Origin of the sequence: Kribbella sp. NBC_00709 (assembly GCF_036226565.1) — a bacterium.
In the GTDB taxonomy this organism is placed as follows: Bacteria; Actinomycetota; Actinomycetes; order Propionibacteriales; family Kribbellaceae; genus Kribbella.
The window spans coordinates 555,424-579,902 of sequence record NZ_CP108996.1 but is presented as its reverse complement, the minus strand read 5'-3'; the positions used below and the strand labels follow the sequence as shown (position 1 = coordinate 579,902).

General features: G+C 66.8%; 23 protein-coding genes and 1 tRNA gene. 14 read left to right on the top strand and 10 right to left on the bottom strand.

Annotated elements, in window-relative coordinates:
- Positions 1 to 33: 33 nt before the first annotated feature.
- Positions 34 to 894, top strand: a complete 861-nt coding sequence (locus OHA18_RS02715) for an AraC family transcriptional regulator (protein WP_329001930.1) — start codon at positions 34 to 36, stop codon at positions 892 to 894.
- On the opposite strand, the gene OHA18_RS02710 is transcribed toward OHA18_RS02715, so the two are convergent.
- Genes OHA18_RS02710 through OHA18_RS02700 form a run of 3 tightly spaced genes read right to left on the bottom strand, consistent with a single transcriptional unit; the run spans position 836 to position 4,013 of the window.
- Positions 836 to 2,053 carry a cyclopropane-fatty-acyl-phospholipid synthase family protein gene (locus OHA18_RS02710; protein WP_329001929.1) on the bottom strand — a complete coding sequence of 406 codons (1,218 nt, stop codon included), beginning with the start codon at positions 2,051 to 2,053 and terminating at the stop codon, positions 836 to 838. The two genes, OHA18_RS02715 and OHA18_RS02710, sit on opposite strands and share 59 nt — an antisense overlap.
- Entirely contained in the window at positions 2,050 to 2,769 is a 720-nt protein-coding gene (locus OHA18_RS02705; protein WP_329001928.1) for a DUF1365 domain-containing protein, read from the bottom strand. Before OHA18_RS02705 ends, OHA18_RS02710 begins: the two co-directional genes overlap by 4 nt.
- Positions 2,766 to 4,013: an NAD(P)/FAD-dependent oxidoreductase gene (locus OHA18_RS02700; protein ID WP_329001927.1), complete on the bottom strand. Its 1,248-nt coding sequence runs from the start codon at positions 4,011 to 4,013 to the stop codon at positions 2,766 to 2,768. The genes OHA18_RS02705 and OHA18_RS02700 overlap by 4 nt, the downstream gene beginning before the upstream one ends.
- Before the next feature lie 97 nt (positions 4,014 to 4,110).
- Between OHA18_RS02700 and OHA18_RS02695 the strand changes: the two genes are divergently transcribed.
- From OHA18_RS02695 to OHA18_RS02680, 4 genes are read left to right on the top strand one after another with little or no spacing between them, the layout of a single operon-like run.
- A complete protein-coding gene (locus tag OHA18_RS02695; RefSeq protein WP_329001925.1) occupies positions 4,111 to 4,998 on the top strand; it encodes a MerR family transcriptional regulator in 888 nt (295 codons plus the stop codon).
- Positions 4,995 to 6,467 (top strand): SDR family oxidoreductase, encoded by a 1,473-nt coding sequence (locus tag OHA18_RS02690; protein ID WP_329001924.1) that lies wholly within the window; start codon positions 4,995 to 4,997, stop codon positions 6,465 to 6,467. The genes OHA18_RS02695 and OHA18_RS02690 overlap by 4 nt, the downstream gene beginning before the upstream one ends.
- Positions 6,464 to 6,901: an SRPBCC family protein gene (locus OHA18_RS02685; protein ID WP_329001923.1), complete on the top strand. Its 438-nt coding sequence runs from the start codon at positions 6,464 to 6,466 to the stop codon at positions 6,899 to 6,901. Before OHA18_RS02690 ends, OHA18_RS02685 begins: the two co-directional genes overlap by 4 nt.
- Positions 6,898 to 7,821 carry an SDR family NAD(P)-dependent oxidoreductase gene (locus tag OHA18_RS02680; RefSeq protein WP_329001922.1) on the top strand — a complete coding sequence of 308 codons (924 nt, stop codon included), beginning with the start codon at positions 6,898 to 6,900 and terminating at the stop codon, positions 7,819 to 7,821. Before OHA18_RS02685 ends, OHA18_RS02680 begins: the two co-directional genes overlap by 4 nt.
- Positions 7,822 to 7,834: 13 nt before the next feature.
- Here the strand turns inward: OHA18_RS02680 and OHA18_RS02675 are convergent, their stop codons facing one another.
- The 7 genes from OHA18_RS02675 to OHA18_RS02645 form a co-directional block, all read right to left on the bottom strand.
- Positions 7,835 to 8,440, bottom strand: a complete 606-nt coding sequence (locus OHA18_RS02675; RefSeq protein ID WP_329001921.1) for a hypothetical protein — start codon at positions 8,438 to 8,440, stop codon at positions 7,835 to 7,837.
- 13 nt (positions 8,441 to 8,453) lie between these two features.
- The gene (locus OHA18_RS02670; RefSeq protein WP_329001920.1) at positions 8,454 to 9,200 is read right to left on the bottom strand and encodes a very short patch repair endonuclease; all 747 of its coding nucleotides are present in this window, start codon (positions 9,198 to 9,200) and stop codon (positions 8,454 to 8,456) included.
- Complete coding sequence (locus OHA18_RS02665) at positions 9,197 to 10,504, bottom strand: DNA cytosine methyltransferase (protein ID WP_329001919.1); 1,308 nt, start codon at positions 10,502 to 10,504, stop codon at positions 9,197 to 9,199. Before OHA18_RS02665 ends, OHA18_RS02670 begins: the two co-directional genes overlap by 4 nt.
- A gap of 74 nt (positions 10,505 to 10,578) precedes the next feature.
- Complete coding sequence (locus OHA18_RS02660; RefSeq protein ID WP_329001918.1) at positions 10,579 to 13,413, bottom strand: Z1 domain-containing protein; 2,835 nt, start codon at positions 13,411 to 13,413, stop codon at positions 10,579 to 10,581.
- Positions 13,410 to 14,405, bottom strand: coding sequence for a PD-(D/E)XK motif protein (locus OHA18_RS02655; protein ID WP_329001917.1), 996 nt, complete (start codon positions 14,403 to 14,405; stop codon positions 13,410 to 13,412). The genes OHA18_RS02660 and OHA18_RS02655 overlap by 4 nt, the downstream gene beginning before the upstream one ends.
- Positions 14,402 to 15,907 (bottom strand): ATP-binding protein, encoded by a 1,506-nt coding sequence (locus tag OHA18_RS02650; protein ID WP_329001915.1) that lies wholly within the window; start codon positions 15,905 to 15,907, stop codon positions 14,402 to 14,404. Before OHA18_RS02650 ends, OHA18_RS02655 begins: the two co-directional genes overlap by 4 nt.
- 347 nt (positions 15,908 to 16,254) lie before the next feature.
- A tRNA-Arg gene (locus tag OHA18_RS02645) sits at positions 16,255 to 16,326 on the bottom strand.
- A gap of 191 nt (positions 16,327 to 16,517) precedes the next feature.
- Here OHA18_RS02645 and OHA18_RS02640 point away from each other — a divergent pair.
- From OHA18_RS02640 to thrB, 9 genes are all read left to right on the top strand, one after another.
- Entirely contained in the window at positions 16,518 to 16,703 is a 186-nt protein-coding gene (locus OHA18_RS02640) for a PspC domain-containing protein (protein WP_329001914.1), read from the top strand.
- A 43-nt stretch (positions 16,704 to 16,746) separates the two neighbouring features.
- A complete protein-coding gene (locus tag OHA18_RS02635) occupies positions 16,747 to 17,274 on the top strand; it encodes a hypothetical protein (RefSeq protein ID WP_329001913.1) in 528 nt (175 codons plus the stop codon).
- Positions 17,275 to 17,329: 55 nt separating this feature from the next.
- On the top strand, positions 17,330 to 17,572 hold the full coding sequence (locus tag OHA18_RS02630; RefSeq protein ID WP_329001912.1) for a FitA-like ribbon-helix-helix domain-containing protein: 243 nt from the start codon (positions 17,330 to 17,332) through the stop codon (positions 17,570 to 17,572).
- Positions 17,572 to 17,985 (top strand): type II toxin-antitoxin system VapC family toxin, encoded by a 414-nt coding sequence (locus OHA18_RS02625; protein WP_329001911.1) that lies wholly within the window; start codon positions 17,572 to 17,574, stop codon positions 17,983 to 17,985. The genes OHA18_RS02630 and OHA18_RS02625 overlap by 1 nt, the downstream gene beginning before the upstream one ends.
- A 63-nt stretch (positions 17,986 to 18,048) precedes the next feature.
- A complete protein-coding gene (gene argS / locus OHA18_RS02620; protein ID WP_329001910.1) occupies positions 18,049 to 19,707 on the top strand; it encodes an arginine--tRNA ligase in 1,659 nt (552 codons plus the stop codon).
- Positions 19,704 to 21,110: a diaminopimelate decarboxylase gene (gene lysA, locus OHA18_RS02615; protein ID WP_329001909.1), complete on the top strand. Its 1,407-nt coding sequence runs from the start codon at positions 19,704 to 19,706 to the stop codon at positions 21,108 to 21,110. Before argS ends, lysA begins: the two co-directional genes overlap by 4 nt.
- On the top strand, positions 21,107 to 22,402 hold the full coding sequence (locus OHA18_RS02610) for a homoserine dehydrogenase (protein WP_329001906.1): 1,296 nt from the start codon (positions 21,107 to 21,109) through the stop codon (positions 22,400 to 22,402). The genes lysA and OHA18_RS02610 overlap by 4 nt, the downstream gene beginning before the upstream one ends.
- A gap of 4 nt (positions 22,403 to 22,406) precedes the next feature.
- Positions 22,407 to 23,471: a threonine synthase gene (gene thrC, locus OHA18_RS02605; protein WP_329001905.1), complete on the top strand. Its 1,065-nt coding sequence runs from the start codon at positions 22,407 to 22,409 to the stop codon at positions 23,469 to 23,471.
- Positions 23,472 to 23,481: 10 nt separating this feature from the next.
- Positions 23,482 to 24,450 (top strand): homoserine kinase, encoded by a 969-nt coding sequence (thrB, locus tag OHA18_RS02600; protein ID WP_329001904.1) that lies wholly within the window; start codon positions 23,482 to 23,484, stop codon positions 24,448 to 24,450.
- Positions 24,451 to 24,479 lie beyond the last annotated feature (29 nt).

Here is a 24,479-nt window from a genome sequence, read left to right as displayed (position 1 = left end):
GCGCGATCCTGCCGAGTTCGCTCCACTGGAGGGGTGGACCTGCTCGACGAGCTCCAGGCTCTCATCATTCGGCACACGGTCGGTCAGCGCGGCGACAGCGTGCACCTGATCGACGGGATGCAGGTCAGCAGGCGCGACGAACCGACCGAGTTGACCGGCGGCATCGCGCAGCCGTCGGTCGCGGTCGTTGCCTCGGGCGTCAAACGCACCATGCTGAACGGGGTCGCCTACGAGTACGGCGCCGGCCAGTTCCTCGTCACGTCATTGGATCTGCCGGTGGTCGGCCAGGCGCTGAAGGCGAGCCCGGACGAACCGTTCACCGTGGTCAGCCTGCGACTGGACCCGGTCGAGATCGCCCCACTGCTCCTCGACACCCCGGAGCGACCCCCGCAGTACGCCGGTCTGGTCGTCAGCGACGCGACAGCCGACCTGCTCGATCCCGTCGTCCGGCTGTTGCGCATCGCCGACCGGCCGGATGACGTACGGGTCCTCGCGCCGGGGATCCGGCGCGAGATCCTCTGGCGGCTGCTGACCGGTGAACAGGGCGGCCTGGTCCGGCAGATCGGCCTGGCCGACGGCATGCTCGCGCACATCTCGCGGGCGATCAGCTGGATCCGCCGCCACCACAACGAGCCGCTCCTGGTCGCAGACCTCGCCGAGCTGGCCGGCATGAGCCCGTCGACCTTCCACCGCCACTTCCGCGCCGCGACCTCGATGACTCCGATCCAGTTCCAGAAGCAGATCCGCCTGCAGGAGGCCAGAGTCCTCCTCCGCACCCAGTCCCTGACCGCGGCCGAGGTCGCCTTTCAGGTCGGCTACACCAGTGCGGCACACTTCACCCGGACCTACCATCAGGCGTTCGGCCGGACCCCGGGCGGCGATCGGACCGCCTGAGCAGCAGTTGGCCGACGTCGAGGTAGCCGGAGGCAAAGCCGGCTTCGCTGTAGGCCAGGTAGTACTCCCAGGTCCGCCGGAACGTCTCGTCGAAGCCCTGTGCGCGGACCACCGGCCAGTTCGCTGCAAACTGCCGCCGCCAGCGTCGCAGCGTCTCGGCGTAGTCCGGCCCGAACCGGTGATCGCCAGCCACCCCGAGGGTGGTGTACCGCGCCAGCGCCTCGTCGATCGCGGTCCGGGACGGGATCAGCCCACCGGGGAAGATGTACTTCTGGATCCAGCCGTACGACTTCCTGGTGGCGCACATCCGGTCGTGATCCATCAGGATCGCCTGGATCGCGATCGATCCGCCCGGTGCCAGCAGCTCGTCGAGTGTGCGGAAGTAGTCCGGCCAGTACTCCTCGCCGACGGCCTCGACCATCTCGACGCTGACAATCGCGTCGTACGAGCCGGTCACCGCGCGGTAGTCCTGCAACCGCAGATCGACCTGGTCGGCGAGTCCGGCGTCGTCGACCCGTCGGCGGGCCAACTGGAGTTGCTCGGTCGACAAGGTGATGCCGGTGACGTGAGCGCCGCGGTGAGCCGCAGCGATGGCCAACGTGCCCCAGCCGATGCCGATCTCGAGCACGTGACTACCAGGGCCGACACCGGCCTGGTCGAGGATCCGCTCGACCTTGCGGGTCTGCGCCTCCTCGAGATCTTGACCGGACAGCGGTACGTCGTGGTCGAACAGGGCGGAGCTGTAGGTCATCCCAGGGTCCAGGAACGCTGCGAACAGGGCGTTACTGAGGTCGTAGTGCGCACTGATGTTGTCGCGCGCACCGGTGACCGTGTTGCGCTGCCGGGCCGGGATGCGCTCCTCGACGACCCGACGGAAGCGCAGCAGCCACTGCGGCAGGAGCCGAGTGAGCTGGGCCGCGAACGGTGTCAGCAGCTCACCGAGATCCGTACCGTCGGCAGCTGCCCAGTCGCCTGCCATGTAGGCCTCGCCGAGACCGATCTTCGGGTTGTGCGCGAGCCGCTCGAACATCGAGCCCGGCCGGATGATCCGCAGTACCGGCGCATCCGGGCCGCCGCCGCCCCGGACCGTGCCGTCCGGGTACACAGCGCGAACCGGGACCCGGTCGAGGATGCGGTCGACGATCAGCCGGGTGATCATCTGAGTCCTTCCGGCCGCCTGACCACCGGCAGCCGGCGCGCCCACAGCCACGCTCCGTGCAGCCGGATCAGCGCCGACACGCGTTGCGGCATCAGCGGCATCCGTACGGCGGCGGTCAGGATCGCGCGGCGGGTAGCCGGTCGCGGTACGCCGTCGAAGCTCGCGCCGAACGTCGTCCGCCCGGCCCGGGACAGGCTCACCTGAACCCGGACCCGGCCGCGATCCAGCTCGAACCGGAGCAGGTAGTCACCGGACACGTCGTTGAACGGCGATACATAGAGCTCCTTGGCGGTCTCGGCCGCGCCATCCCGGTCCGGCGTGAGCAGGTAGGCGTGGCGTTCGCCGTACGTGTTGTGCACCTCCGCGACGACGTACGGGCTGTCGAGGCACCAGAACACGGTGATCGGGTCGAAGACGTGGCCGAACACGCGGGCGTTGGCGAGCATCAGGACCCGGCCGTCGAAGTCGATGCCATGGCTCGCCAGGTACCGCCGCAGATCGGCCTTGATCGTCGGACCGTGGCCGCTGAGGTGGTCGCGGACGTCGAAGCGAGCCAACGGGCGCAGGTACCACGGCAATCGGGGCAGGTCGTCGAGGTCGACCAGCCACTGGTAGACCCGGTGCCGGAAGGCGTGCCGGATCGGGATCGACCGCCCGTGCCGCACGAAGCCGGTGACGATCGCCGGGAGAGTGGGGACCTGACCGACGACCGTCACCAGCGCACTCCGAAGGACTCGGCGGCCCCGACTCCCGCCCGGCATCCGTCCTCATGGAAGCCCCAGCCGTGATACGCACCCGCGAACGCGACCCGGCCGGTGTTCAACGTCGCCAGCTTGCTCTGCGCGGCGACTGCGGCCGGGGTGTAGATCGGGTGCTCGTAGTCCATCCGGGCGATCACCTTCGCGGGATCGACCGTCTCTGCGCCGTTCAGCGTGACCAGGTACGGCTCCTCGGTCTGCAGGCCTTGCAACCGGTTCATCCAGTACGTCGTCAGCGGCGCGCCGCGGCGTACGACGTAGTTCCAGGACGCGCGGGCGTTCTTCGTTGTCGGGAGCAACGACACGTCGGTGTGCAGCACAGTCTCGTTGCGGCTGTACTCGAACGGCCCGAGCACCGCCTTCTCCGCCGGCGAGGCGTCCGTGAGCAGCTCCAGCGCCTGGTCGGCGTGCGTCGCCAGCAGCACCCGGTCGAAATCCATACTGTTGCCATCAGCAACGGTCACCGAGACGCCGTCGGGGTGCCGTTGCACTGCCCGGACCGGCAGCCCCGCGTGGATCGCGCCGAGGCGCTGCGCGATCGCGTCGACGTACTGCCGGGAGCCGCCGCTGACGGTCATCCACTGCGGCGAGCCGCCGATGGAGAGCATGCCGTGGTGATCGAGGAAGCGGAACAGGTAGCGGGCCGGATACGTCAACGCCGACGTTCCGCCGCACGACCACACGCAGGACACGACCGGCACGGCGTACAAGCGGATGAAGGCCGGGCTGAAGCGTTCGGCCTCGAGGAACTCGCCGAAGGTCGTCAGGTCGTCCTCGCCGGTCCGCGCCACGTAGCCGGCGGCCCTGCGGTGGAAGCGGCGTACTTCGGTCAGCAGGCGCAGGAAGCGCGGGTCGGCCAGGCGACGGCGCTGGGCGAAGACTCCGGCCAGGCCGCGGCCGCCCGCGAACTCCAGGCCGGAGGCCGGGTCGCTGATGCTCATGCTCATCTCGGTCGGTTGCGTCCGGACGCCCAGCTCGGCGAACAACCGGCGCAGCAGGGGATAGGTGCGGTCGTTGTGGACGATGAAGCCGGTATCGACGGCCAGCACTCGCCCCGCGGGATCGGTGATGTCGTGGGTGTGCGCGTGCCCACCGAGCCGTGGCTCGGCCTCGAACAACGTGACGTCGAAGCGCCGGGCGAGGAGGTAGGCGGCGGTCAAGCCGGATACGCCGGCCCCGATCACCGCCACTGACTCGGTCATGAGCAGGGCCTCCAGAGTTTGTCTAAGGTTTGTCTAGAGATTAAACAGGTAGCCAGGGGGTTGTCAAAAGTCTGTCTAAGTTTTGTATAGTGTCTCTGTGGAGACTTCGGTGTCAGGTGGGCTGCGGATCGGTGCGTTGAGCAAACGCGCCGGAGTCAGCGAGCACGTGCTGCGTGCGTGGGAGACCCGCTACGGCCTGCTGTCGCCGGCCCGGTCGGCCGGCGGCTTCCGGCTGTACTCCGAGGACGACGTACGCCGGGTGCAGCGGATGCGCGCGCATCTCGCCGCCGGCCTGTCCGCCGCCGAGGCCGCTCGCGCCGTACTGACTGAGCCGGCCGGTGCTGCTGCGCCGGCACCTGATCCGGTGGTCGTGCAGATGGCACAGACCGGCGGGGTGGCCAACCTCGCGGCTGCTCTGGACGACCTGGACGAGCGGGCCGCGCACGTCGTACTGGACCAGCTGTTCGGTGCGCTGACCATCGAGGCAGTGATCCGTGACGTGCTGCTCCCGTATCTGCACGACCTCGGCGACCGGTGGGGCCGTGGTGAGGTGACCGTCGGACAGGAGCACTTCGCCAGCAACGTCATCCGGTCCCGGCTGGCCGCCCTGTCGCCGGGCTGGGGTGGCGGCCGCGGGCCGCAGGCGCTGCTGGCCTGTCCGCCGGGCGAACTGCACGACATCGCCCTGCTCTCGTTCGGGCTGGTGCTGCGTCGGTGCGGTTGGCGGGTGGTCTTCCTGGGTGCCGACTCCCCGATGACCGACATCGAGAACACCGCGGCCGCGCTCGGACCTGATCTGGTGATGCTCTCCGCGTCGGACTCCGCCCGCTTCGACTCCGTGCGTACCGACCTCGTCCGACTGGCCACGGACCGATCCCTCGCACTGGCAGGGCCCGGCGCGTCCGTCGAGCTCGCAGCCGCCGTCGGCGCAGAGTACGTCGACGCCGACCCGGTGTCTGCCGCTGAGCGATGGGCCGAGCGATGACTCGCGTTCTGGTGACCGGAGCCACCGGCTACATCGGCGGCCGGCTGGTGCCGGAGCTGCTCGCGGCCGGGTACGACGTACGCGTGCTGGCCCGGAATCCGCAGCGGCTGGACGCGCGCCCATGGCGGACCCGGATCGAGGTTGTCGAGGGTGACGCCTCCGACCCGACCGTCCTGACCAGGGCGCTGGACTGCGTCGACGTCGCGTACTACCTGATCCACTCGATGGGCACCGGTCGACGGTTCGAGGAGCGCGACCGGCGTACTGCGCTCGCCTTCGGCGCGGCCGCCCGCGAGGCCGGTGTGGGGCGGATCGTCTACCTGGGTGGTCTGCACCCGGAGGGGGAGGAACTGTCCCCGCACCTCGGCTCGCGTCGTGAAGTGGGGGAGATCCTGCTCGCCAGCGGCGTACCGACGACAGTGCTGCAGGCGGCAGTGATCATCGGCTCGGGGTCCGCGTCGTTCGAGATGCTGCGGTACCTGACCGAGCGGCTGCCGGTGATGATCACACCACGCTGGCTGGACACGCGAATCCAGCCGATCGCGGTTCGCGACGTACTGCACTACCTCGTCGGGTCCGCGCGGATGCCGACCGAGGTGAACCGGGGCTTCGACATCGGCGGCCCGGACGTGCTGACGTACCGCGCGATGATGCAGCGGTACGCCGCCGTGGCCGGCCTGCGTCCGCGCCGGATCGCAACGGTGCCCTTGCTGACTCCCAGTCTGTCCAGCCACTGGGTCGGTCTGGTCACGCCGGTGCCGAGCGGCATCGCACGGCCATTGGTCGACAGCCTGGTACACGAGGTGGTCTGCAAGGACCATGACATCGACCGGTACGTCGAGCCGCGTCCGGCCGGCGGGATCGGGTTCGAGCGCGCGGTCGGGCTCGCGCTGAAGAAGGTGCAGGACTTCGACGTGAGCACGTCGTGGGCGTCCGCCTCGACACCGGGTGCGCCGAGCGATCCGCTGCCCAGCGATCCGGACTGGTCGGGCGGCTCGCTGTACGTCGACGAACGCGACTACGCGGTCGACGCGTCACCGGCGCAGCTCTGGAAGGTCATCGAGGGCATCGGCGGTCGCCGCGGCTGGTACTCGTGGCGCCTCGGCTGGTGGACCCGCGGCCTGCTCGACCGGGTCGTCGGCGGGCCCGGTCTGCGGCGTGGCCGGCTCCATCCGGACACGTTGTCTGTCGGCGATCCGCTGGACTGGTGGCGGGTCGAGACACTCGACCGCGGCCGGTTGCTGCGGCTGCGGGCCGAGATGCGGTTGCCGGGCGAGGCCTGGCTCGAGCTGCAGGCGGGGACCGACGAGCAGGGCCGCACGCTGTTCCGGCAGCGCGCGCTGTTCCACCCGCGGGGTCTGCCGGGGGAGTTGTACTGGGCGGCCATCCGGCCGTTCCACGACGTCGTCTTCGGCGGCATGCAACGCAACATCGCGCACGCCGCCGAACGAGCCGAGGAGTCCCGATGATCGTCATCGAACGGGAAGTGGCCGTCGCGGCCACCCCCGAGCACGTATTCGACTACCTGGCCGACTTCCGCACCACCGAGGAATGGGATCCGGGCACGGTCCGGACCGTGCTCCTGCAGGGCGACGGCGGCATCGGTACGACGTACCGCAACACCTCCCGCTTCTCCGGCCGCGAGACCGACCTGATCTACGAGGTCGTGGAATGCATCCGGCCTCGCCGCATCGTCCTGCGCGGTGAGAACCGCACCGTCGTTGCCCGCGACACCATGACGTTCCGCAGCGAGGCGCACGTCACGCGGATCTGCTACCGCGCCGAGTTCCAGCTGAAAGGCCTGGCCCGCCTGGCCGAACCCTTCTTCCGCAAGCCCTTCGACCGGCTCGGCGAAGAAGCCGAAGAAGGCCTCCGCAACGCCCTGGGAAAGCTCGCGGCATGACCGTCCTGGACACGCTCCTGGACCGCAGCGTCATCCCTGGCTACACCAAACTCGGCTACCGACTCCGCAGCCGCACCTGGCCGGCCAACGACCCCGCGTTGGGTGCTCTGCAAGGCAAGACCGTCGTGGTCACCGGTGCACGCAGCGGGCTGGGCAAAGCCACAGCATCCGGTCTCGCTGCGCTGGGCGCCACCGTTCGCCTGGTCGTGCGCGACGCCGGCAAGGCAGCCCGCGCCCTGGCCGACCTCCGCGGCGAGATCCCCGACGCCACCTTCGTACTCGACGAGTGCGACGTCTCCGACCTGGACGCCGTACGCCGCTACGCCACCCAGCTAACGCAACCGATCCACGCCCTCATCCACAACGCCGGCGTCATGCCCGCCAAACGCACCGAGTCCCCTCAAGGCCACGAACTGACCCTGGCCACCCACGTCCTCGGTCCGCTGCTCCTCACCGAGCTACTGCGCGACCAACTGGAGAACGGCCGAGTCATCCTGGTCGCCTCCGGAGGCATGTACACCCAGCCCCTCCCGACCGACGCCGAGTATCGCGACGCCCCCTACAAGCCCGCCACCGCCTACGCGAGAACCAAGCGCATCCAAGTAGCCCTGACCCCACTCCTGGCCACCCACCTGGCCCCCACCTTCGTAGCCACCATGCACCCCGGCTGGTCCCAAACCCCAGGTCTGACCAGCTCGCTCCCGCTCTTCACCAAGCTCACCCGCCCCCTCCTCCGCACCCCCGCCGAAGGAGCCGACACCACCATCTGGCTGACGGCAACAACCCACGCCCTCCCAACCGGCAGCTTCTGGCACGACCGCCAAAACCGCCCCACCCACTATCTGAACCGGACCCGCCCCGAACCGTCCGAAGTGCAAGCGATCTGGAGGTATTGTCTGGACGCCGCGGGCGTCCGCTGACGTCGACGACGTCTCAGTGTGGATCGTGCGCTTCCCAGTGCCGTTCCACGTAGGCGAGCTCAACGCCGCAGTGTTCAGCAAGAGACTCTTGCTGTTTCTGCTGGGGCTTCTGGACCTGTTCGCTTTCGAATGTGTAGACGACGATGAGGGGAACCGCGCGCAGTCGCACCGCCTGGTTAATCGCTGCCCAGAGAAGATCGCGATAGGTTCTCTGACCACCCCAACACACGTATCGTTCGGTGTGGCCGTTTGAGATCATGCAGTGCATTGGCTTCTCGCCGATGTTCGTGGAATCGACATGCCACTCCTGACCAAGCAGCGTCCGCAGAAACTCATTGGGGGGCGTCAGACGTCTCGTCGTGTAGCGAGCGTAAGGCCCAGCACCCTCGATGGCCCGCGCATACTCCTTCAACGGGCCGTCCTTCAGCCAGACTCGCATGCCTTCGGCCGTCTGGTAATCCGCGAGCTCACCACCGATCGAAGGGTCTTCGATCCATTCGGAGTAGCATCGCGTCTTGTGTCGGCCTGGCATCGTCATCCACGGCAGCTCTCCGATCTGCCGGTACAACTCGGTGAGCACTGAGTCACGAACGTCTTTGGGCAATGAGATGTCGGGCATCGGCACCTTCGAGCTAGGTTCCACAGGCAGAGCGTTGACTGACCGCCGCAATCACCTCGTCGGCGACAACCTCGGCGTCATCATGTTCCCAGCGGCGGATCACCGTCCACCCCGCATCGGCGAGTCGGCGGTTAGTATCGTGGTCACGGCGTTTGTTGCCCTCGATCTTCTCGCGCCAGAACTCAGAATTGCGCATTGATGGGCGGTGGTGCTCCTCGCAGCCGTGCCAGTAGCAACCATCGATGAAGACCGCGACCTTCGCTCTAGTGAACAAGATGTCCGCGGTCCGGGGTAAGCGGGGGAGCGGGCGAGCCGAGACACGGTAGCGCAGTCCGTGGCTATGCAGCAGTCGACGCAAGCGGAGCTCAGGGCTTGTGTCGCGGTGCCGATTCCCGCGCATGGATGCTCGCACCTCAGAGGACGAAGCCCAGGAGGAACTCGGCAGTTCGGTGCCGCGTACCCAGCCACGATTCCTGGCCAAAGTCCAGGCATCCGAAAGGGCTGTCAAGCGGCTCGCCGCAGCGACAAGGCCGAGCGAGCGAGTGATAGACTTGCCGTTAGCTCGCCAACGCAGTCGGGCCAGGAAGCCCTGCCCACTGGCCGGGCGACGAAGGTCAATCGTTCCTTTAGCCGATACGCCTTCTGAGAGTTGAACCTGCCGACGATGCGCCCCGCCGGCCGCTTTATTCTGCTCCGCTTCTCTCGCGGCCAACGGTCGGCCACGACGAGCGCCAGCGCGGGGCCGCAGAGCATCGCTCATGCTGTGGACTCGGCCTCTTTCAGAACCGCAGCAACCGCAGAGGCGAACCTATGGCCAAGCAGGACAGGTACGGCGTTACCGAGTTGACGCATCTGCTCTCCCCGCGGTCCGCTGAGCTTCCAGCTATCGGGGAAGGTCATGACCCGTGCGGTTTCGCGGACGGTCATGTAGCGATGTCTGTACCGCTGGCCGGACTGAGGGTCGACCCTCCTCAGCAGGGAGTCCGTCAGCATGACCGACTCTCCGCCTGGAACACCGTGAACGCCGGCTTTGACAGTCTTTGCCGGCCGGTCGAGAACATTGGGTGTATGTCCGACGTAGATTCTGGCGTCGGGCCAGCCGATATGGTCTGCCGGCATCGAGCTGTACTGGACACGATCGAGGCGGTCCCAGCGCACCTTCGGTAGGGGCGGTTCAGAGTGGCCGTCGAGTCCCGCGATCGCGTCGCGGAGTGTGCGCCATGGTAGCTGACCGTCGACCAAGTCAATGGGGAGCTCAGCGGGGAGATCTCCTTCGACAACCGCTCGCACGTGCTTCGGAACAGTTGAGTGGCGTTCCCAGTAACTGCCGTTCCGGATCGACGCGTGCAAAGCGGCCTCGGAATGCGTCGGCCGCACACATCGGTCCAGGAGCTCCGCGTTGATGTCCAGATCAGCGCGGAACGCGACGACGATAACCCGGTTGCGGACCTGGGGTACTCCGTAGTCGGCCGCGTTTACCTCGTACTTGTAGACGTTGTACCGCTCATGAGGCTCGCCGTGATCGTTCCGCTCGCGCTCCTGGAGGATGGCATCGTGCTCATACCACCTAGCAGCGGGATCCCGCTCCTCGAACGGACGCGCGAGCTCCCGGAGGATGTAGTCGAAGTACGGAAGGAACGATGGGCGTAGCAGGCCGCGGACGTTCTCGCAGATCACTGCCTTGGGCTGAATCTCGCGGATCGCCCGGAACATCTCTGGGAACATGTTCCGTTTGTCTTCGTCGCCTTTACCGACGCCACCCAGAGAGAACGGCTGACACGGCGGTCCGCCCGCCAAAAGATCAACGTGACCTTCTAAGTAGCCCATCTTCAGGTCACGAACGTCACCCCGCACCAAAGGCCACGGATCGCCCGACTCGGGGATCGTCTCCTCCTCGCCGCGAGGGACCGCGCCGTTGGCCTCAAGAGTGTCACAGGCCGCCCGCATGAACTCGTTGACGAGTAAGGGCTGGAACCCTGCTCGGTGGACCGCCATGGCCAGGCCACCGCCACCCGCGAAGAGCTCAACCGAGGTGCGCCGCGTCGGCGATGGCTGATCCGACATGCCCGAACCTTATCTCAACTCCAACGCCTGCTGATCGACCTCGTCCACAACACCGTCGTGTCGCACGTACTCACCTACTCTGGGCGATCAACGAGAGCGTAGTTCGGCTTGTCAGGCGACACCACCTTGTACACAAGCGGCCGTCGGTCGGCTGGTGCGGCGGACTCAGGCAGGTGGATCCGGATCGCCATCACGGGAGTCAGGTCAGCAGTCTCGGCAACGTCACGGTCTTTGTTCATGACCGGATAGACGATGAGTGACGCGGTCAGCTCCCAGTCCTTCGTCAACTCGTCCACGACGATTCTATGCACGGGCTCGGAGTTGCCGCGGATGCCAGACGAATCCACCAAACGTCCGTGGATCGTAAATCCCGGCTCGCAGTCCAGGCTGTACTTGTCTCCCTTGCCTTGCGGGAACACTACGTACCACTTCTGCAGGATCGTATCCGGTAGACCTTCGATCCACACGAGATCCGGTGCGAACCTCTCGGGATCACTCCACTCGAGCGTCCGCAGAACCTCCAGGACCGTCCCGTGGTCGAACTCGCCGGTTCTTGCCTCGAACCGGCGCGTTACTCCCTTCACCCTTGCCTGAAGCGTCTTTGGTTGCTTCGAGACATTCTTAATGAGTGGGGTGAAGGCCTTCAGATTGCGTTCGAGTGCCATCGTGTCAGTGAGCAATGGATAGCCCGAGCTTGGTTCCTTGTTCGGGGTGCGTCGCTCGACGAGGCGCGCGTTGTACATCTTGTTGGCTGCCGTCGGCCGGAGACCATGGCGCATCACAAGTGGCGGGATGTCGGCCGGCCTCAGATTTGGCCTGCCGTCGTACATCACCGCGTACTGCCTCAACTCGTCCCTGAAGTTCATCTCGTCCAGGCCGGCCGCTCTGAACGCATCGCGTACAGACGCTGGCACGTAGAGCCGGACCAAGTCCCGGTACCCAAGCCTAAAGCCGAACCAGCGGCCCATCTGCATGAGTGCCTCGGCGTGGCCGGCGTTGCGGGAGTAGTAGGTGATTGTGAGCCCTTCGACGGTGAAACCTCGAGCCAATTTGTTGCCTCCGACAACGATTCGCCATACTGACCGGCTGTCGAAGTCCAGCTGCTCGGTTTCTGCGTCCTTATCACTGTTAACGACAATGACAGGATCACCGTTCGGTGCGATCCGCCGCGCGACGACGGCGATGTACTGTTTCACCTCATCGAATGTCCGCGGTCTCGGGTCATCGAAGTCCACCGCGTCCATGACCGGGAGGAAATCGTTCTCAAACCGGTCGCGAAGTCTGCGCAGTGCGCCCGTGGAGAGGTAGCCAGACCGGGCCCAAAGTTCCCTGAGGTCCTTTGCGCGCTGACTCTGCGCGGCCGTGCGCATCGTCTCGTGAACGAGCATCGTGTGATGCTTGAACGGTCCCAGACCTTTCGCTTCCCGGTAGAGCTTGATCGCGCCAGACAGGACGAAGGAGTCCAATGCGAGCTGCAGTTCGGTTTCCTCGTTGACACTTGAAGGAAGCCGGATATGGGCCTTCTCCTTGGAGTTGGCGTACGTCCGCTCCGTGGCCGGGATCGATGGATCCAGATCGTGAAAGTCCTCTACTCCCATGTAACCGCGCGGCCGGTCAAGTGAGATCAGGTAGTCGCTGGGGAAGATGTCTTCGGCGTCCTCTGGATCCACGAACACATTCGCGAACGGCGTAGCCGTGTATCCAACGTACTGCGCTCTGGGAAGCATCTTCAGCAGTTCGGAGAGATGCCGGTTGATCGCGGTGCGCTTCTTGTTCTCCTCATGCCACTTTTTCGGGTTTGTCGTGTTGATCGACGCCTGATCTGACTCATCATCGATGATCAGCGCGGGGATGTCGCTCAGGTCGTCGGAGCTCTTCTTCAGATCCTTGAGGAGATTGCTCAGGACAGGCGAGTTCTTCTTAACGACGATTAGCCTGGCGTTACTCGGGAAGAGGTTCACGGGGTTCCAGAGTGCCTTGGTTCGGTCGGCGCGCTCGAACTGGAGTGCCGGGAGACCCTGTTGTAGCCGACGGTAGTCGAAGTGCCGAGTCGTCATTCGGTGGATGGCCGGCACGCGGACATCGGCCGGCCGGACTCCGTGGCAGACGAATCGATCGTTGTTCCAATCGTCGTCGTCTGCGTAGTCGGTGTCGCTCTCGCTGCCTGTGAGGAGATTCTCGCGGCCTACGAGTTCCATGTCGAGCCGGCGCTGTGTCTGCTCGCGGAGCATGTTGGTGGTTCCGGTCAGCACAATCACCAGGCGGTAACCCGCGTCGATCGCCTTTGCGATGACGCCTGTGAAGTTGGCGGTCTTACCGCTCTGGACGTACCCGACGACCAAGCCCTTCGTTTGCCCAGATTCCCTTCGTGATGGATCCGCTAGCCGCTCTACGACCCGCGTGCTCGCAATGTCCAGACTGGAGATGGCGTCTGATTTCCAGTTTCGGTGCGAAGCGAGGAAGTCCATGTAGTGCTGCCAGTAGAAGTTGTGCGAGCGCTGTACGTCCGGCGTGTACCAAGGCTTCCAGTCGGAGGCGATGATGACCGGACCGCCTTCGATCTCCACCGGGAACTTCTCCTCGAACAGGGCTTCAGTGCTCGAGTCGAGTCCTAGGGCAACGACGACTAAGGCTCGCCGCTCGTAGCTCTTGTCCGGAGTGTTGTTCGTCCAGTCGTTGAGCTCCCGAGTCGCGTTGTCCCACCAGGCCAAGGCGATGTGCAGACTGACCATCAAACCGTCGTTCGGGCTTGAGTTCTTGACGTAGTCGCGAAGCGCTTCCTCCGACACGTCCGGAACCGGATCGAGCTCCTCGGCCTCCAGGCTCGCGCGCTTCAGAAGCGACTTCGGCGTACCGCGCTCGATCGCCCGCAGCGCGGCGCCGTAGGCGTCGACCAGTTGGTTTGTCATATCAGTCCTTCGTAATCGCGCAGGTCGGTGAGCAGCTGGGGGATTGATGACAGATCTTCGAGCCCCTCAAGGTCGACGCGGTATCGAACACTGGGAATCCTTTGGAGCTCGACTCCGGCGGTCTCGAGGAGCGCCGGAGTGAGTCGGGGGAAGCCGTCGACGATCTCGTAGGCCGCGCTCGCGACACGACGTGCCCAGCGCGTTGTGATCCTTGGTCGCTGCTCTGGTCGCCACCCTGCGGCGGACAGCGCATTGGCGAAGTCGGTCGCGACCGCCGACGTCTGCGCCTTCGCGGTCAGACGGTCAACAAGTTCCGGCAACGTCCAACCGTGTCTGGTGCCAGCGACAGTAAGTTGATGTGAGAGGAGCCAAAGAGGGCGCGTCTGTGTCGGAACCAGCTGGGTGAGTGACTCGATCCAATGCACACGGCGTTCGCCGGTGGTGGTCTTGACCTCGAGATCGAAGTCGGCGAGACCAAAGTCGTGTTCCTCACCCAGCACACCGCGCCAGGCCTCGACAGCGGCTTGGGGACCGAGCACGTCGACTAGCCCAGTCACGGTGAGGAGCTCGCCGACCAGTCCGATCTCGCGCTCCCGTGAGATCACGTCTGGACCGCTCAGCAATGCCGCTAGCGAATCGAGAGTCGCCTGTAGCGCACTGCTCGGGGCGAGATGGTCGAGCTGTATACGATCCGCGAGGGTGCAAAGCATTGGGTACGCGTCCCTGAACAGACCCGGTGTCACGATCGCGACCTCGAGAAACCGGCGGTTGTCCCGGTTCGCCAGCCTGCAGACGACGTGCCGAAGCTTGAGAGTCGGCGCTTCGGTGTCCTCAGAAACCTCGACACGAAGCCCAAGCTCGGGCGCCGTGGGTTCGATGAAGAGCTGGATCTCCGGCGTTCCCTGAACCGCGAGCGCGATTGGTGTCGAGCTGGAGAGGTAGCGCTCCAGCGTGTCGATCGATCGATGCCGATCCGTGGAGTTGCCGTTCATCGACGTTCCGCCTGGACCGCAGCGGTCAAGATCGTCTGCCAGAGGTCGATGTTGTCCTTGTCTCGAGGGCCGAAGTAGTCGCCTTCGAACGTGTTGGCGACCAGGAGGTACAGCAGCGACTTGAGCAATGGGAGATCGTTGAGACCGCCGTGCTTGCCGCCGAGCAGCATCGTTCGGTATCGCTTGTTGAGCCACAGCGTTCGCTGGTCGCGGTCCACGTAGAAGAACATGTCGTCGGGGAAGAGGTCCCAGCGGATAGCGATCGCGTCTTCGCCTTTGAGCTCTGGGATCTCCTGCTGGATTGTCTTCCGGACTCTCGGCGGCAGTCCCGAGCCGGGGTGAATCATCGCCTTGCGCTCGGCCGACCGCGCTGTTGAAGCCCGGTAAACCTCCTCGGCGACCGTGAGGTAGTCAGACAACGAGGTACCGTCCTCGGCTCGCGCGGATGCGGCGAGCTGAGCGAACTCGGGGCCGACGAGCACCCTGGACTTCTCGGGATTCATCTTGAAGATGCCGACGATGTCATTGTCGATCTCAACCTCGACCCGGGCGAGCTGCAGCCTGGGGTGGTCGGAGTGCACGCCGACCCAGTCGCCGGCCTGTAGCAGCCGGTCTCGACGGTAGAAGTACAGCCCTTGCATCTTCACGCCGTCACCGCCGAGCCGGAACTGGGGCTTGCTGGAACGACGCGGCCAGAGGTGGCAACGGAAGGAGATCCGCCAGCCATGCAACTCCGCACGGAGGACTTTGGGATAGTCCACGCGGCCCGAGGACCCGTACGCGAAGGGATCCAAAGAGGTCACCGGGGCTGGGGAGCCAACGAGGTCCTCATCCACGTCGTGGACGTCGATATCGATCTGGATCCGGTTGTTCTCGAGGAAACGATGGAATATGAGTCCGAGATGCTGGCAGATCTTCGCGATCTTGCCGTCGACGAAGCGTTCTGTCTGCTCCACATTGTCGCTCGCCGGAAACGCCGCGACGTCGTCCCAGCGAATGACCGTGCCTCGCTCGCCAAGAGGGTGCGGCCACGGCTTGCCGAGCTCCGCCGCGGCGAACTCGCTCGGCACCAGCTCACAGGAGAATCCGACCTCGGAGACCCGATCCAGATTCCACTTGCGCCCCACTGCGGCGTGGCCTGACGCCCGCGACATCACCGTCAAGCATCGCGCCTGACTAAAAGACGCGGCCTTCAGACCGAGGCCGAAATGACCAAGGTCCTGTGCGTTGTACGAGCGGCGTCCACCCACGGTCATCGCGGCGTCGATCGTGTCGGGCGCCATGCCACGACCATCGTCCACGACATACAGGGAGCGGAGTCTCCCGTGGTTCCGAACGAAGCGGATCAATACCGTCGTCGCACCGGCGTCGATGGAATTGTCGACCAGGTCAGCGAGCGCTGTCTCCAGTGAGTGGTTCCTACCGATCGCGTCGAGCGCGCGTGGATCGGGCGGAAGCTCGATCGCCCCTTCGGTGGGTACGTTCTCGCTCCAGCTATCCATTTGTTTCCCCCACTAGACTTCCGGGCTGATATGTCTCGAGCCGTGTCGCTGTCACCCGACCACCGCGATACATGCCGACCACATCCCCAGCTCGCCACACCGACGAGCGATCACTCCCCTGATCGCTCTCTCGGCGCCCGACGTTACTGACAACATCGCCTTCTGTCAGCATCTGCGGCCAAAAGGGTCACGATCCGTGATCGTTCTCGGCGGGGTACGCAGATCGGTGCGGCAGATCCAGACCGCTTGCAGGCGACGTGCCCCACTGCACCTCTGTGGCCGGTATCGCCTGAGCCCCGGGAACACAACGGCCGGTCCATGTGTGCATGGACCGGCCTGATCGTCTGCGCCCCCGGCAGGATTCGAACCTGCGCACCCGCCTCCGGAGGGCGGTGCTCTATCCCCTGAGCTACGGGGGCTCAGGAACGTGCAGAACAGTAGCAGGAAGTGACCCCGAATCCCGAATTGGGGGCCTGCCCGGCGTGCTCCGACCAATGGGTTACGGGGAGACCCTGAGCGGACCCTGGAAGGGGGCGTGGGAGGGAGCAGATCGCCGCCGGCCGCCGTCATAGTGGGTGTAAGTCCAACGGTGGAAAGGAAAACGGTACTGATGGCAAGCTCTCTGGTCCGCCCGTCAAATGATCGCTGGATCGGCGGTGTCTGTTCCGGACTGGCTCGCCGGTTCGGTACCTCGTCGAACACGATGCGCCTGATCTTCGTGGTCAGCTGCCTCCTGCCCGGCCCGCAGTTCCTGATCTACATCGTGCTGTGGGTGCTGATGCCGTCGGAGCGCTGACCCTCCGGCGCCGGACGCCGCCCGGCATGGCAACCTGCTCTGCATGAGAGCAGGCAGCTGGCGGACGGCCGTGACGGCAGCCGCTCTGCTGCTCACGAGCACTGTGGTCGGCGGCTGCCAGGTCGGCCCCGCGCCGCCGGCGGCCGCCGTACTGCGCACCGCCGCGCCGCCCTGGGATGCTCCGCGGGACGCGGTCTCCTACATCGACAAGGCGGGGTTCGAACGGCTCCCGCTCGACTTCGCCGGCCCGTCGCCGTACACCGTGCACATCGCGGTCACGGTGGACGGCAAGCCGGTGGAGGTCCCGGCCGGCATCGGCATCGACAAGCTCCGCGCCGAGCAGGCCGCCGTACACACCCACACCACCGACGGCCTGGTCTGGGTCGAGTCCAAAACCACCTCCGACCACCCCACCCTGGCCCAGTTCTTCACCCTCTGGGGCCTCCGGTACGACGCCAACTGCCTCGCCGACGCCTGCCAGAACCTGAAGATCACCGTCAACGGCCAACCGGCCCCCTGGAACACCGCGTTGACTCCAAAGGCGCAGATCATCATCACAGTGCGTCATTGACCCGTGCAATCAATGCTACCCTTTCTGCTAGCACCGATGGCAAGGAGGCCTGGGTATGGCGGCAATCACAGTGCGCAATCTTGATGACGACGTGAAGCATCGGCTGCGGGTGCGGGCGGCGAAGCACGGTCGTTCGATGGAGGCAGAAGTGCGGGCGATCCTCGTCGAGGTTGTCGCCGAGGACGTGGTGCCGAAGAACATTCTGGAGCGGCTCCATGAGCGGTTCGCCGAGCTCGGCGGTGTCGAGCTGGACATTCCGCCGCGGACCGGCACGCATCGGGCCGTGGACTTCGGCTGATGATCGTGTTCGACACGAACGTCGCCTCCGAGTTGATGAAGCCGACGCCGGACGAAGCTGTCCGGGACTGGTACACCGCGCAGCGCTCAAGGGGCCTGTACATGACGGCCATCACCGTGGCCGAGATCCGGTACGGCATCGCGCGGATGCCGAACGGGCGCCGGAAGGATCTGTTGTCGGAGGCCGCCGGCGAGATCTTCACGGAGTGCGCTGACGCGATCCTGCCGTTCGACGTCGTGGCCGCCGTGCTGTATTCGCAGGTGGTGAGCGAGCGGGATCGTGCCGGCATGCCGATCGCGCCTGCCGACGCGCAGATCGCGGCGATCTGCCGGATCGTGGATGCCACCCTGGCGACCCGGAACACGAGGGACTTCGCCGAGACCGGCATCCGCCTGGTCAACCCGTGGGAGTGACCCGCGTACCGGGCTGTGGATAGCGAGTCAAGGGTTTGGGCGGCGGGCCATTAGGCTGAGGCGGTGACTCCGGAACAGCTCGCTGAGAAGATCCTGCAGGCCCTGGCCGCGCTCGCCGACGACGGCGCCATCACCGTCGAGGGCGGGCTGCCGCGCGAGCTGAAGGTCGAGCGCCCCAAGAACCCCGAGCACGGGGACTACGCCACCAACGTCGCGATGCAGCTCGGCAAGCGCGCCGGGATGAATCCGCGCCAGTTCGCCGAGCTGCTGGCCGTCCGGCTCCGCGACGACGAGGCGATCACCGCGGTGGAGATCGCCGGACCGGGTTTCATCAACCTCCGGGTCGCCGCCGATGCCCAGGGCAAGGTCGCGCAGTCGATCCTCGACGCCGGCCCGAAGTACGGCACCAGCGACAGCCTCCAGGGCCGCGCGATCAACGTCGAGTTCATCTCGGCCAACCCGACCGGCCCGCTGCACCTCGGCCACACCCGCTGGGCGGCCGTCGGCGATGCGCTCGCCCGGGTGCTGGCCGCGGCCGGCGCGAGTGTCTCCCGCGAGTTCTACATCAACGACCGCGGTGCCCAGATGGACAAGTTCGGCGCCAGCCTGAAGGCCGCGGCGCACGGCGAGCCGATCCCCGAGGACGGGTACCACGGGGAGTACATCCTCGACCTGGCCAAGCAGATCGTCGCCGAGGTGCCGGGGATCACCGAGCTGCCGGACGACGAGCAGCAGGTCGCGTTCCGCGAGGCGGGATACGAGCGCCAGCTCAAGGAGCAGCAGTCCCAGCTCGAGCACTTCCGGACCAAGTTCGACGTCTGGTTCTCCGAGCGCAGCCTGCACGAGCAGGACGGTGTCGGCCACGCGATCCAGAAGCTCCGCGAGCAAGGCCATCTGTACGACGCGGACGACGCGCTCTGGATGCGGACGACGGACTTCACCGACGACAAGGACCGCGTCCTGATCCGCTCGAACGGCGAGCCGACGTACTTCGCCTCCGACGCGGCCTACTACGTGAACAAGCGCGACCGTGGTTTCGAGACCTGCATCTACATGCTCGGCGCCGACCACCACGGGTACGTGAACCGCTTGAAGGCGATCGCGGCCTGCGCCGGCGACGATCCCGAGCACAACATCGAGGTCCTGATCGGCCAGCTGGTGAAGATCCTCAAGGGCGGCGAGGAGATGAAGCTGTCCAAGCGGGCCGGCACGATCGTCACGCTCGCCGAGCTGGTCGAGGAGGGCGGCGTCGACGCCCTGCGCTACACGCTCTGCCGCTACCCGACCGACTCCCCGCTGACCCTGGACATCGAGGAGATGACCCGCCAGGCCAGCGAGAACCCGGTCTACTACGTGCAGTACGCGCACGCCCGGCTGGCCTCGATCCTGCGGAACGCCGACGAGCTCGGCATCAAGCTGGACGAGTTCGACCCCGGACTGCTCAGCCACGAGCGCGAGGGCGACCTGCTCCGCGCGCTGGCCGAGTTCCCGCGCGTCGTCGCCACCGCCGCCGAGCTGCGCGAGCCGCACCGGATCGCGCGGTACCTGGAGGACACGGCGTCGGCGTTCCACAAGTTCTACGACAGCTGCCGCGTGCTGCCGCGCGGCGACGAGGAGGTGGAGCCCGTGCACAAGGCTCGCCTGACCCTGGTCTCCGCGACCCGCACCGTGATCGCCAACGGGCTCGACCTGCTCGGCGTCTCCGCACCGGAGCGGATGTGAGGGCGCACGAGGCGGGCGCGCTGCACGCCGACATCGGCCACAAGGCTCCGCCGTGGCTGCGCGCGCCGCGGGACCCCAACGACCTGGTTACCTCGCTCTGGTCGCACACCGCGAAGAAGAACGGCGAAGGCGCCCTCGAGGTCGGCGGCGTCGACGTCCGTGATCTGGTCGCCGAGCACGGCAGCCCGGCGTTCGTGCTGGACGAGGACGACTTCCGGTCCCGGGCGCGCGCGTTCAAGCACGCCTTCAAGGACTTCGACGTCTACTACGCCGGCAAGGCCTTCATCAGTACGACGGTCGTCCGCTGGGTGATGGAAGAGGGCCTGAACCTCGACATCTGCAGCGGGGGAGAGCTCGCCGTCGCACTCCGGGCCGGTGCGGATCCGAAGCGACTGGGGTTCCACGGCAACAACAAGTCCGAGTCCGAGCTGGCCCGCGCGCTGGACGCCGGCATCGGCCGGATCATCGTCGACTCGCAGTACGAGATCTCCCGGCTGATCGAGCTGGCGGGCGAGCGCAACGTCGTCGCGCCGGTGATGATCCGGGTCACCGCGGGCGTCGAGGCGCACACCCACGAGTACATCGCGACCGCGCACGAGGACCAGAAGTTCGGCTTCTCGATCACCTCCGGCGCGGCCTTCGAAGCCGTTGCCAGGGTCAACGAAGCGCCGGAGCTGGAGCTGCTCGGCCTGCACTCGCACATCGGCTCGCAGATCTTCGACTCGTCCGGGTTCGAGATCGCCGCGAAGCGCGTGATCGCCTTGCACGCAAGGGTTTCCGAGGAGCTCGGCGTGGACATGCCGGACCTCGACCTCGGCGGCGGGTTCGGGATCGCGTACACCACCCAGGACGACCCGTCCGACCCGGCGCAGCTCGCCACCGAGATGGGCAAGATCGTCGAGCACGAGTGCCGCGCGTTCGACGTCGACGTCCCCAGGTTGTCGATCGAGCCGGGCCGCGCGATCGTCGGACCGGCGATGTGCACGGTGTACACGGTCGGCACGGTCAAGGAGGTCGAGCTCGACGCCGGCGCCGCCCGGACGTACGTCTCGGTCGACGGCGGCATGAGCGACAACATCCGCGCCGCGCTGTACGACGCCGACTACTCCTGCACGCTCGCCAACCGGTACTCCGGCACCGAGCCGACGCTGGCCCGCGTGGTCGGCAAGCACTGCGAGTCCGGTGACATCGTCGTGAAGGCCGAGTTCCTGCCCGCGGACGTGCAGCCGGGCGACCTGATCGCCGTACCGGGGACGGGCGCGTACTGCCGGTCGATGGCGAGCAACTACAACCACGTGCCGCGGCCACCGGTGATCGCGGTCAAGGACGGTCGAACGCGGGTCGTCGTCCGCCGTGAGACCGAAGACGACCTGCTGGCACTGGACATGGGGGTTGACGAATGAACGACGCCAAACCGCTCAAGGTGGGCCTGCTCGGTTGTGGTGTGGTCGGCACCGAAGTGGTGCGGATCCTGACCGAGCAGGCGGACCATCTCGCGGCCCGCGTCGGCGCCCGGCTGGAGATCGCGGGCATCGCCGTCCGCCGTCCCGGCCGCGCCCGCGACATCGCCGTCGACCCCGAGCTGATCACGACCGACGCGCAGGCGCTGGTCTCGCGCGGCGACCTGGACCTGGTGATCGAGGTGATCGGCGGCCTCGAGCCCGCCCGCAGCCTGATCCTGACCGCGCTCGAGCACGGCGCCTCCGTCGTCACGGCCAACAAGGCGCTGCTCGCCGAGGACGGCCCGACGCTGTTCGCGGCCGCCGAGAAGTACCAGCGCGACCTGTACTTCGAGGCCGCGGTGGCCGGCGCGATCCCGATCCTGCGGCCGCTGCGCGAGTCGCTCGCCGGTGACGACGTGATGCGGGTGATGGGCATCGTCAACGGCACCACGAACTACATCCTCGACAAGATGGACACCACCGGCGCCGGTTTCGACGAGGCGCTCGAGGAGGCCCAGGCGCTCGGGTACGCCGAGGCTGACCCGACCGCGGACATCGAGGGCTTCGACGCGGCCGCGAAGGCGGCGCTGCTGGCCAGCCTGGCGTTCCACACCCGCGTCTCGATCGCCGACGTACACCGCGAGGGCATCACCGAGGTGAGCGCCACCGACATCGCCTCCGCCCGCGAGATGGGCTGCGTGGTGAAGTCGCTGGCGATCTGCGAGCTGGACGAGACGACCGACTCGGTGAGCGCGCGGGTGTATCCGGCGATGATCCCGGTCACGCATCCGTTGGCCAGTGTTCGGGACGCGTACAACGCGGTTTTCGTGGAAAGCAAGGCAGCCGGCCGGCTGATGTTCTATGGTCGTGGTGCCGGCGGCGCCCCGACGGCCAGTGCAGTCCTCGGGGATCTGGTGTCCGCCGCGCGCAACCGGCTCAAGGGTGTGCCGGGGGTCGGCGAGTCGTCGTACACCCAGCGGGCCGTGCGGCCGATGGGCGACGCGATGACGCGCTACCACGTGTCGCTGGACGTGGCCGACAAGGCCGGTGTGCTGGCGGCGGTCGCCCAGGCCTTCGCGGAGCACGACGTGTCCATCCAGACCGTCCGCCAAGAGGGCCGGGGAAGTGACGCGCAGCTGGTCGTGGTCACCCACACCGCGACCGACGCCGCGTTGTCCGCGACGGTGGAGTCGTTGCGCGACATGGACATCGTTCGGGAAGTCAGCAGTGTGATGCGGGTAGAAGGCGGGTAATTCAATGGCGCACCAGTGGCAAGGCGTGATCGAGGAGTACAGAGATCGGCTGCCCGTCTCGGCGGACACGCCGGTGGTCACGCTGGGCGAGGGCGGGACGCCGCTGGTGGCCGCGCAGTGGCTGAGCGAGCAGACCGGCTGCGAGGTCTGGCTCAAGGTCGAGGGCAACAACCCGACCGGCTCGTTCAAGGACCGCGGCATGACCGTGGCGATCTCGCTCGCCGCACAGGCCGGTGACAAGGCGGTCGTCTGCGCCTCGACCGGCAACACGTCGGCCTCCGCCGCGGCGTACGCCGTGCGCGCCGGGCTGGTCCCGCTGGTGCTGATCCCGGCCGGCCGGATCGCCAAGGGCAAGCTGGCGCAGGCGGTCGTGCACGGCGCCAAGCTCGTCCAGATCGACGGCGGGTTCGACGACTGTCTGCGGATCGTCCGCGAGCTCGGCAAGCACTACCCGGTCGCCCTGGTGAACTCGGTCAACCCGGTCCGTCTGGAAGGGCAGAAGACCGCGGCGTTCGAGGTGTGCGACGCGCTCGGCGACGCTCCCGATCTGCACCTGCTCCCGGTCGGCAACGCGGGCAACATCGCGGCCTACTGGAAGGGCTACCAGGAGTATGCGAAGGACAAGCTGGCCTCGAAGACCCCGCAGATGTGGGGTTTCCAGGCCGAAGGCGCGGCGCCGATCGTGCGCGGTGCGATCGTCGAGAAGCCGGACACCGCGGCCACCGCGATCCGCGTCGGGAACCCGGCGTCCTGGACGCTGGCCGAGGCCGCGCGGGACGAGTCCGGCGGCCGGATCGAGATGGTCACCGATGAGCAGATCCTGAGCGCGCAGCGTGAGCTCGCTGCCCGCGAGGGTGTGTTCGTCGAGCCGGCGTCGGCGGCCGGCGTCGCAGGTCTGCTGGATGCCAAGGCTCAAGGCCGGCTGCCGGGCGGCTCGACCGTTGTGATCACGGTCACCGGCCACGGCCTCAAGGACATCGATACGGCGCTCGACCACGCCACCGTCGACGAGTCCCCGGTCACCCCTGCCGACACCGACGCCGTCGCTCGCGTCGCCGGCCTCGCCTGAGGTCAGGGCGGTGGACAGCAACATGGACGAGGCGAAGGCCGGCCGGCGGCCCTGTGACCAGGTCCGGGTGCGGGTGCCCGCGACGAGCGCCAACCTCGGGCCGGGGTTCGACGCGTTCGGGCTCGCCCTGACGCTGTACGACGACATGGTCGTCACCCCGTGCGGGTCCGGCGTGACCGTCCAGGTGACGGGCTGCGGCGAAGGCGAAGTGGCGCTGGACGAGACGCATCTGGTGGTGCGTTCGATCCGGGCCGGCCTCGAGGCGCTGGGCGCGTCCGTGCCGGGTTTCACGTTGCGCTGCGAGAACCGGATCCCGCACGGTCGCGGGCTCGGGTCGTCGTCGGCAGCGATCGTCGGTGGCCTCGCGGCGGCGTACGCGCTGGCCGGCGAGCCGGTCGATCGCGAGCGCCTCGTCGTACTGGCGAACGAGCTCGAAGGGCACCCGGACAACGTCGCGGCAGCAGCCCTTGGCGGGTTCACGATCGCTTGGACGGAAGGCGCTGAGTCGATTCAGGGGCGTGGCCGGGCCATCAGATTGGAACCGGCCGAAGGATTGGCTGCGGTTGCTTATGTACCTGACAATCGCGTGCTGACCAAAGAGGCGCGCGGACTGCTGCCGGGCGTTGTTTCCCACACCGATGCGGCCGCGAACGCGGGCAAGGCCGCATTGCTCGTCGCGGCGATGACCGGCCGGCCGGAGTTGCTGCTGACCGCGACCGAGGACCGGCTGCACCAGGAGTACCGCGAGCCGGTCATGCCCGAGAGCCTCGCGCTGGTGCACAAACTGCGGGGGAGCGGACTGGCCGCGATGGTCAGCGGGGCCGGCCCGACGGTCGCCGTACTGGGCGGCCATGCCAGCAAAAGCGCAGGTCAGAGCACCTTCTTCGGCGGTACGCCGGAGCCGCCGGACGGCTGGACGAAGTACGAGCTGGGCATCGATCCAGTCGGCGTACAGGTCTGGTCCATGGAAGCCGGCTGAGGAACCGGAATGCCGGGGCACTGACACGC

What these genes read in the sequence shown, in the direction of transcription:
- OHA18_RS02710 (WP_329001929.1), bottom strand. Translation starts at nt 2,053, where the DNA reads ATGATCACCCGGCTGATCGTCGACCGCATCCTCGACCGGGTCCCGGTT.
- OHA18_RS02700 (WP_329001927.1), bottom strand. Translation starts at nt 4,013, where the DNA reads ATGACCGAGTCAGTGGCGGTGATCGGGGCCGGCGTATCCGGCTTGACC.
- OHA18_RS02690 (WP_329001924.1), top strand. Translation starts at nt 4,995, where the DNA reads ATGACTCGCGTTCTGGTGACCGGAGCCACCGGCTACATCGGCGGCCGG.
- OHA18_RS02685 (WP_329001923.1), top strand. Translation starts at nt 6,464, where the DNA reads ATGATCGTCATCGAACGGGAAGTGGCCGTCGCGGCCACCCCCGAGCAC.
- OHA18_RS02680 (WP_329001922.1), top strand. Translation starts at nt 6,898, where the DNA reads ATGACCGTCCTGGACACGCTCCTGGACCGCAGCGTCATCCCTGGCTAC.
- OHA18_RS02675 (WP_329001921.1), bottom strand. Translation starts at nt 8,440, where the DNA reads ATGCCCGACATCTCATTGCCCAAAGACGTTCGTGACTCAGTGCTCACC.
- OHA18_RS02670 (WP_329001920.1), bottom strand. Translation starts at nt 9,200, where the DNA reads ATGAGCGATGCTCTGCGGCCCCGCGCTGGCGCTCGTCGTGGCCGACCG.
- OHA18_RS02665 (WP_329001919.1), bottom strand. Translation starts at nt 10,504, where the DNA reads ATGTCGGATCAGCCATCGCCGACGCGGCGCACCTCGGTTGAGCTCTTC.
- OHA18_RS02660 (WP_329001918.1), bottom strand. Translation starts at nt 13,413, where the DNA reads ATGACAAACCAACTGGTCGACGCCTACGGCGCCGCGCTGCGGGCGATC.
- OHA18_RS02655 (WP_329001917.1), bottom strand. Translation starts at nt 14,405, where the DNA reads ATGAACGGCAACTCCACGGATCGGCATCGATCGATCGACACGCTGGAG.
- OHA18_RS02650 (WP_329001915.1), bottom strand. Translation starts at nt 15,907, where the DNA reads ATGGATAGCTGGAGCGAGAACGTACCCACCGAAGGGGCGATCGAGCTT.
- OHA18_RS02640 (WP_329001914.1), top strand. Translation starts at nt 16,518, where the DNA reads ATGGCAAGCTCTCTGGTCCGCCCGTCAAATGATCGCTGGATCGGCGGT.
- OHA18_RS02635 (WP_329001913.1), top strand. Translation starts at nt 16,747, where the DNA reads ATGAGAGCAGGCAGCTGGCGGACGGCCGTGACGGCAGCCGCTCTGCTG.
- OHA18_RS02630 (WP_329001912.1), top strand. Translation starts at nt 17,330, where the DNA reads ATGGCGGCAATCACAGTGCGCAATCTTGATGACGACGTGAAGCATCGG.
- OHA18_RS02625 (WP_329001911.1), top strand. Translation starts at nt 17,572, where the DNA reads ATGATCGTGTTCGACACGAACGTCGCCTCCGAGTTGATGAAGCCGACG.
- OHA18_RS02610 (WP_329001906.1), top strand. Translation starts at nt 21,107, where the DNA reads ATGAACGACGCCAAACCGCTCAAGGTGGGCCTGCTCGGTTGTGGTGTG.
- thrC (WP_329001905.1), top strand. Translation starts at nt 22,407, where the DNA reads ATGGCGCACCAGTGGCAAGGCGTGATCGAGGAGTACAGAGATCGGCTG.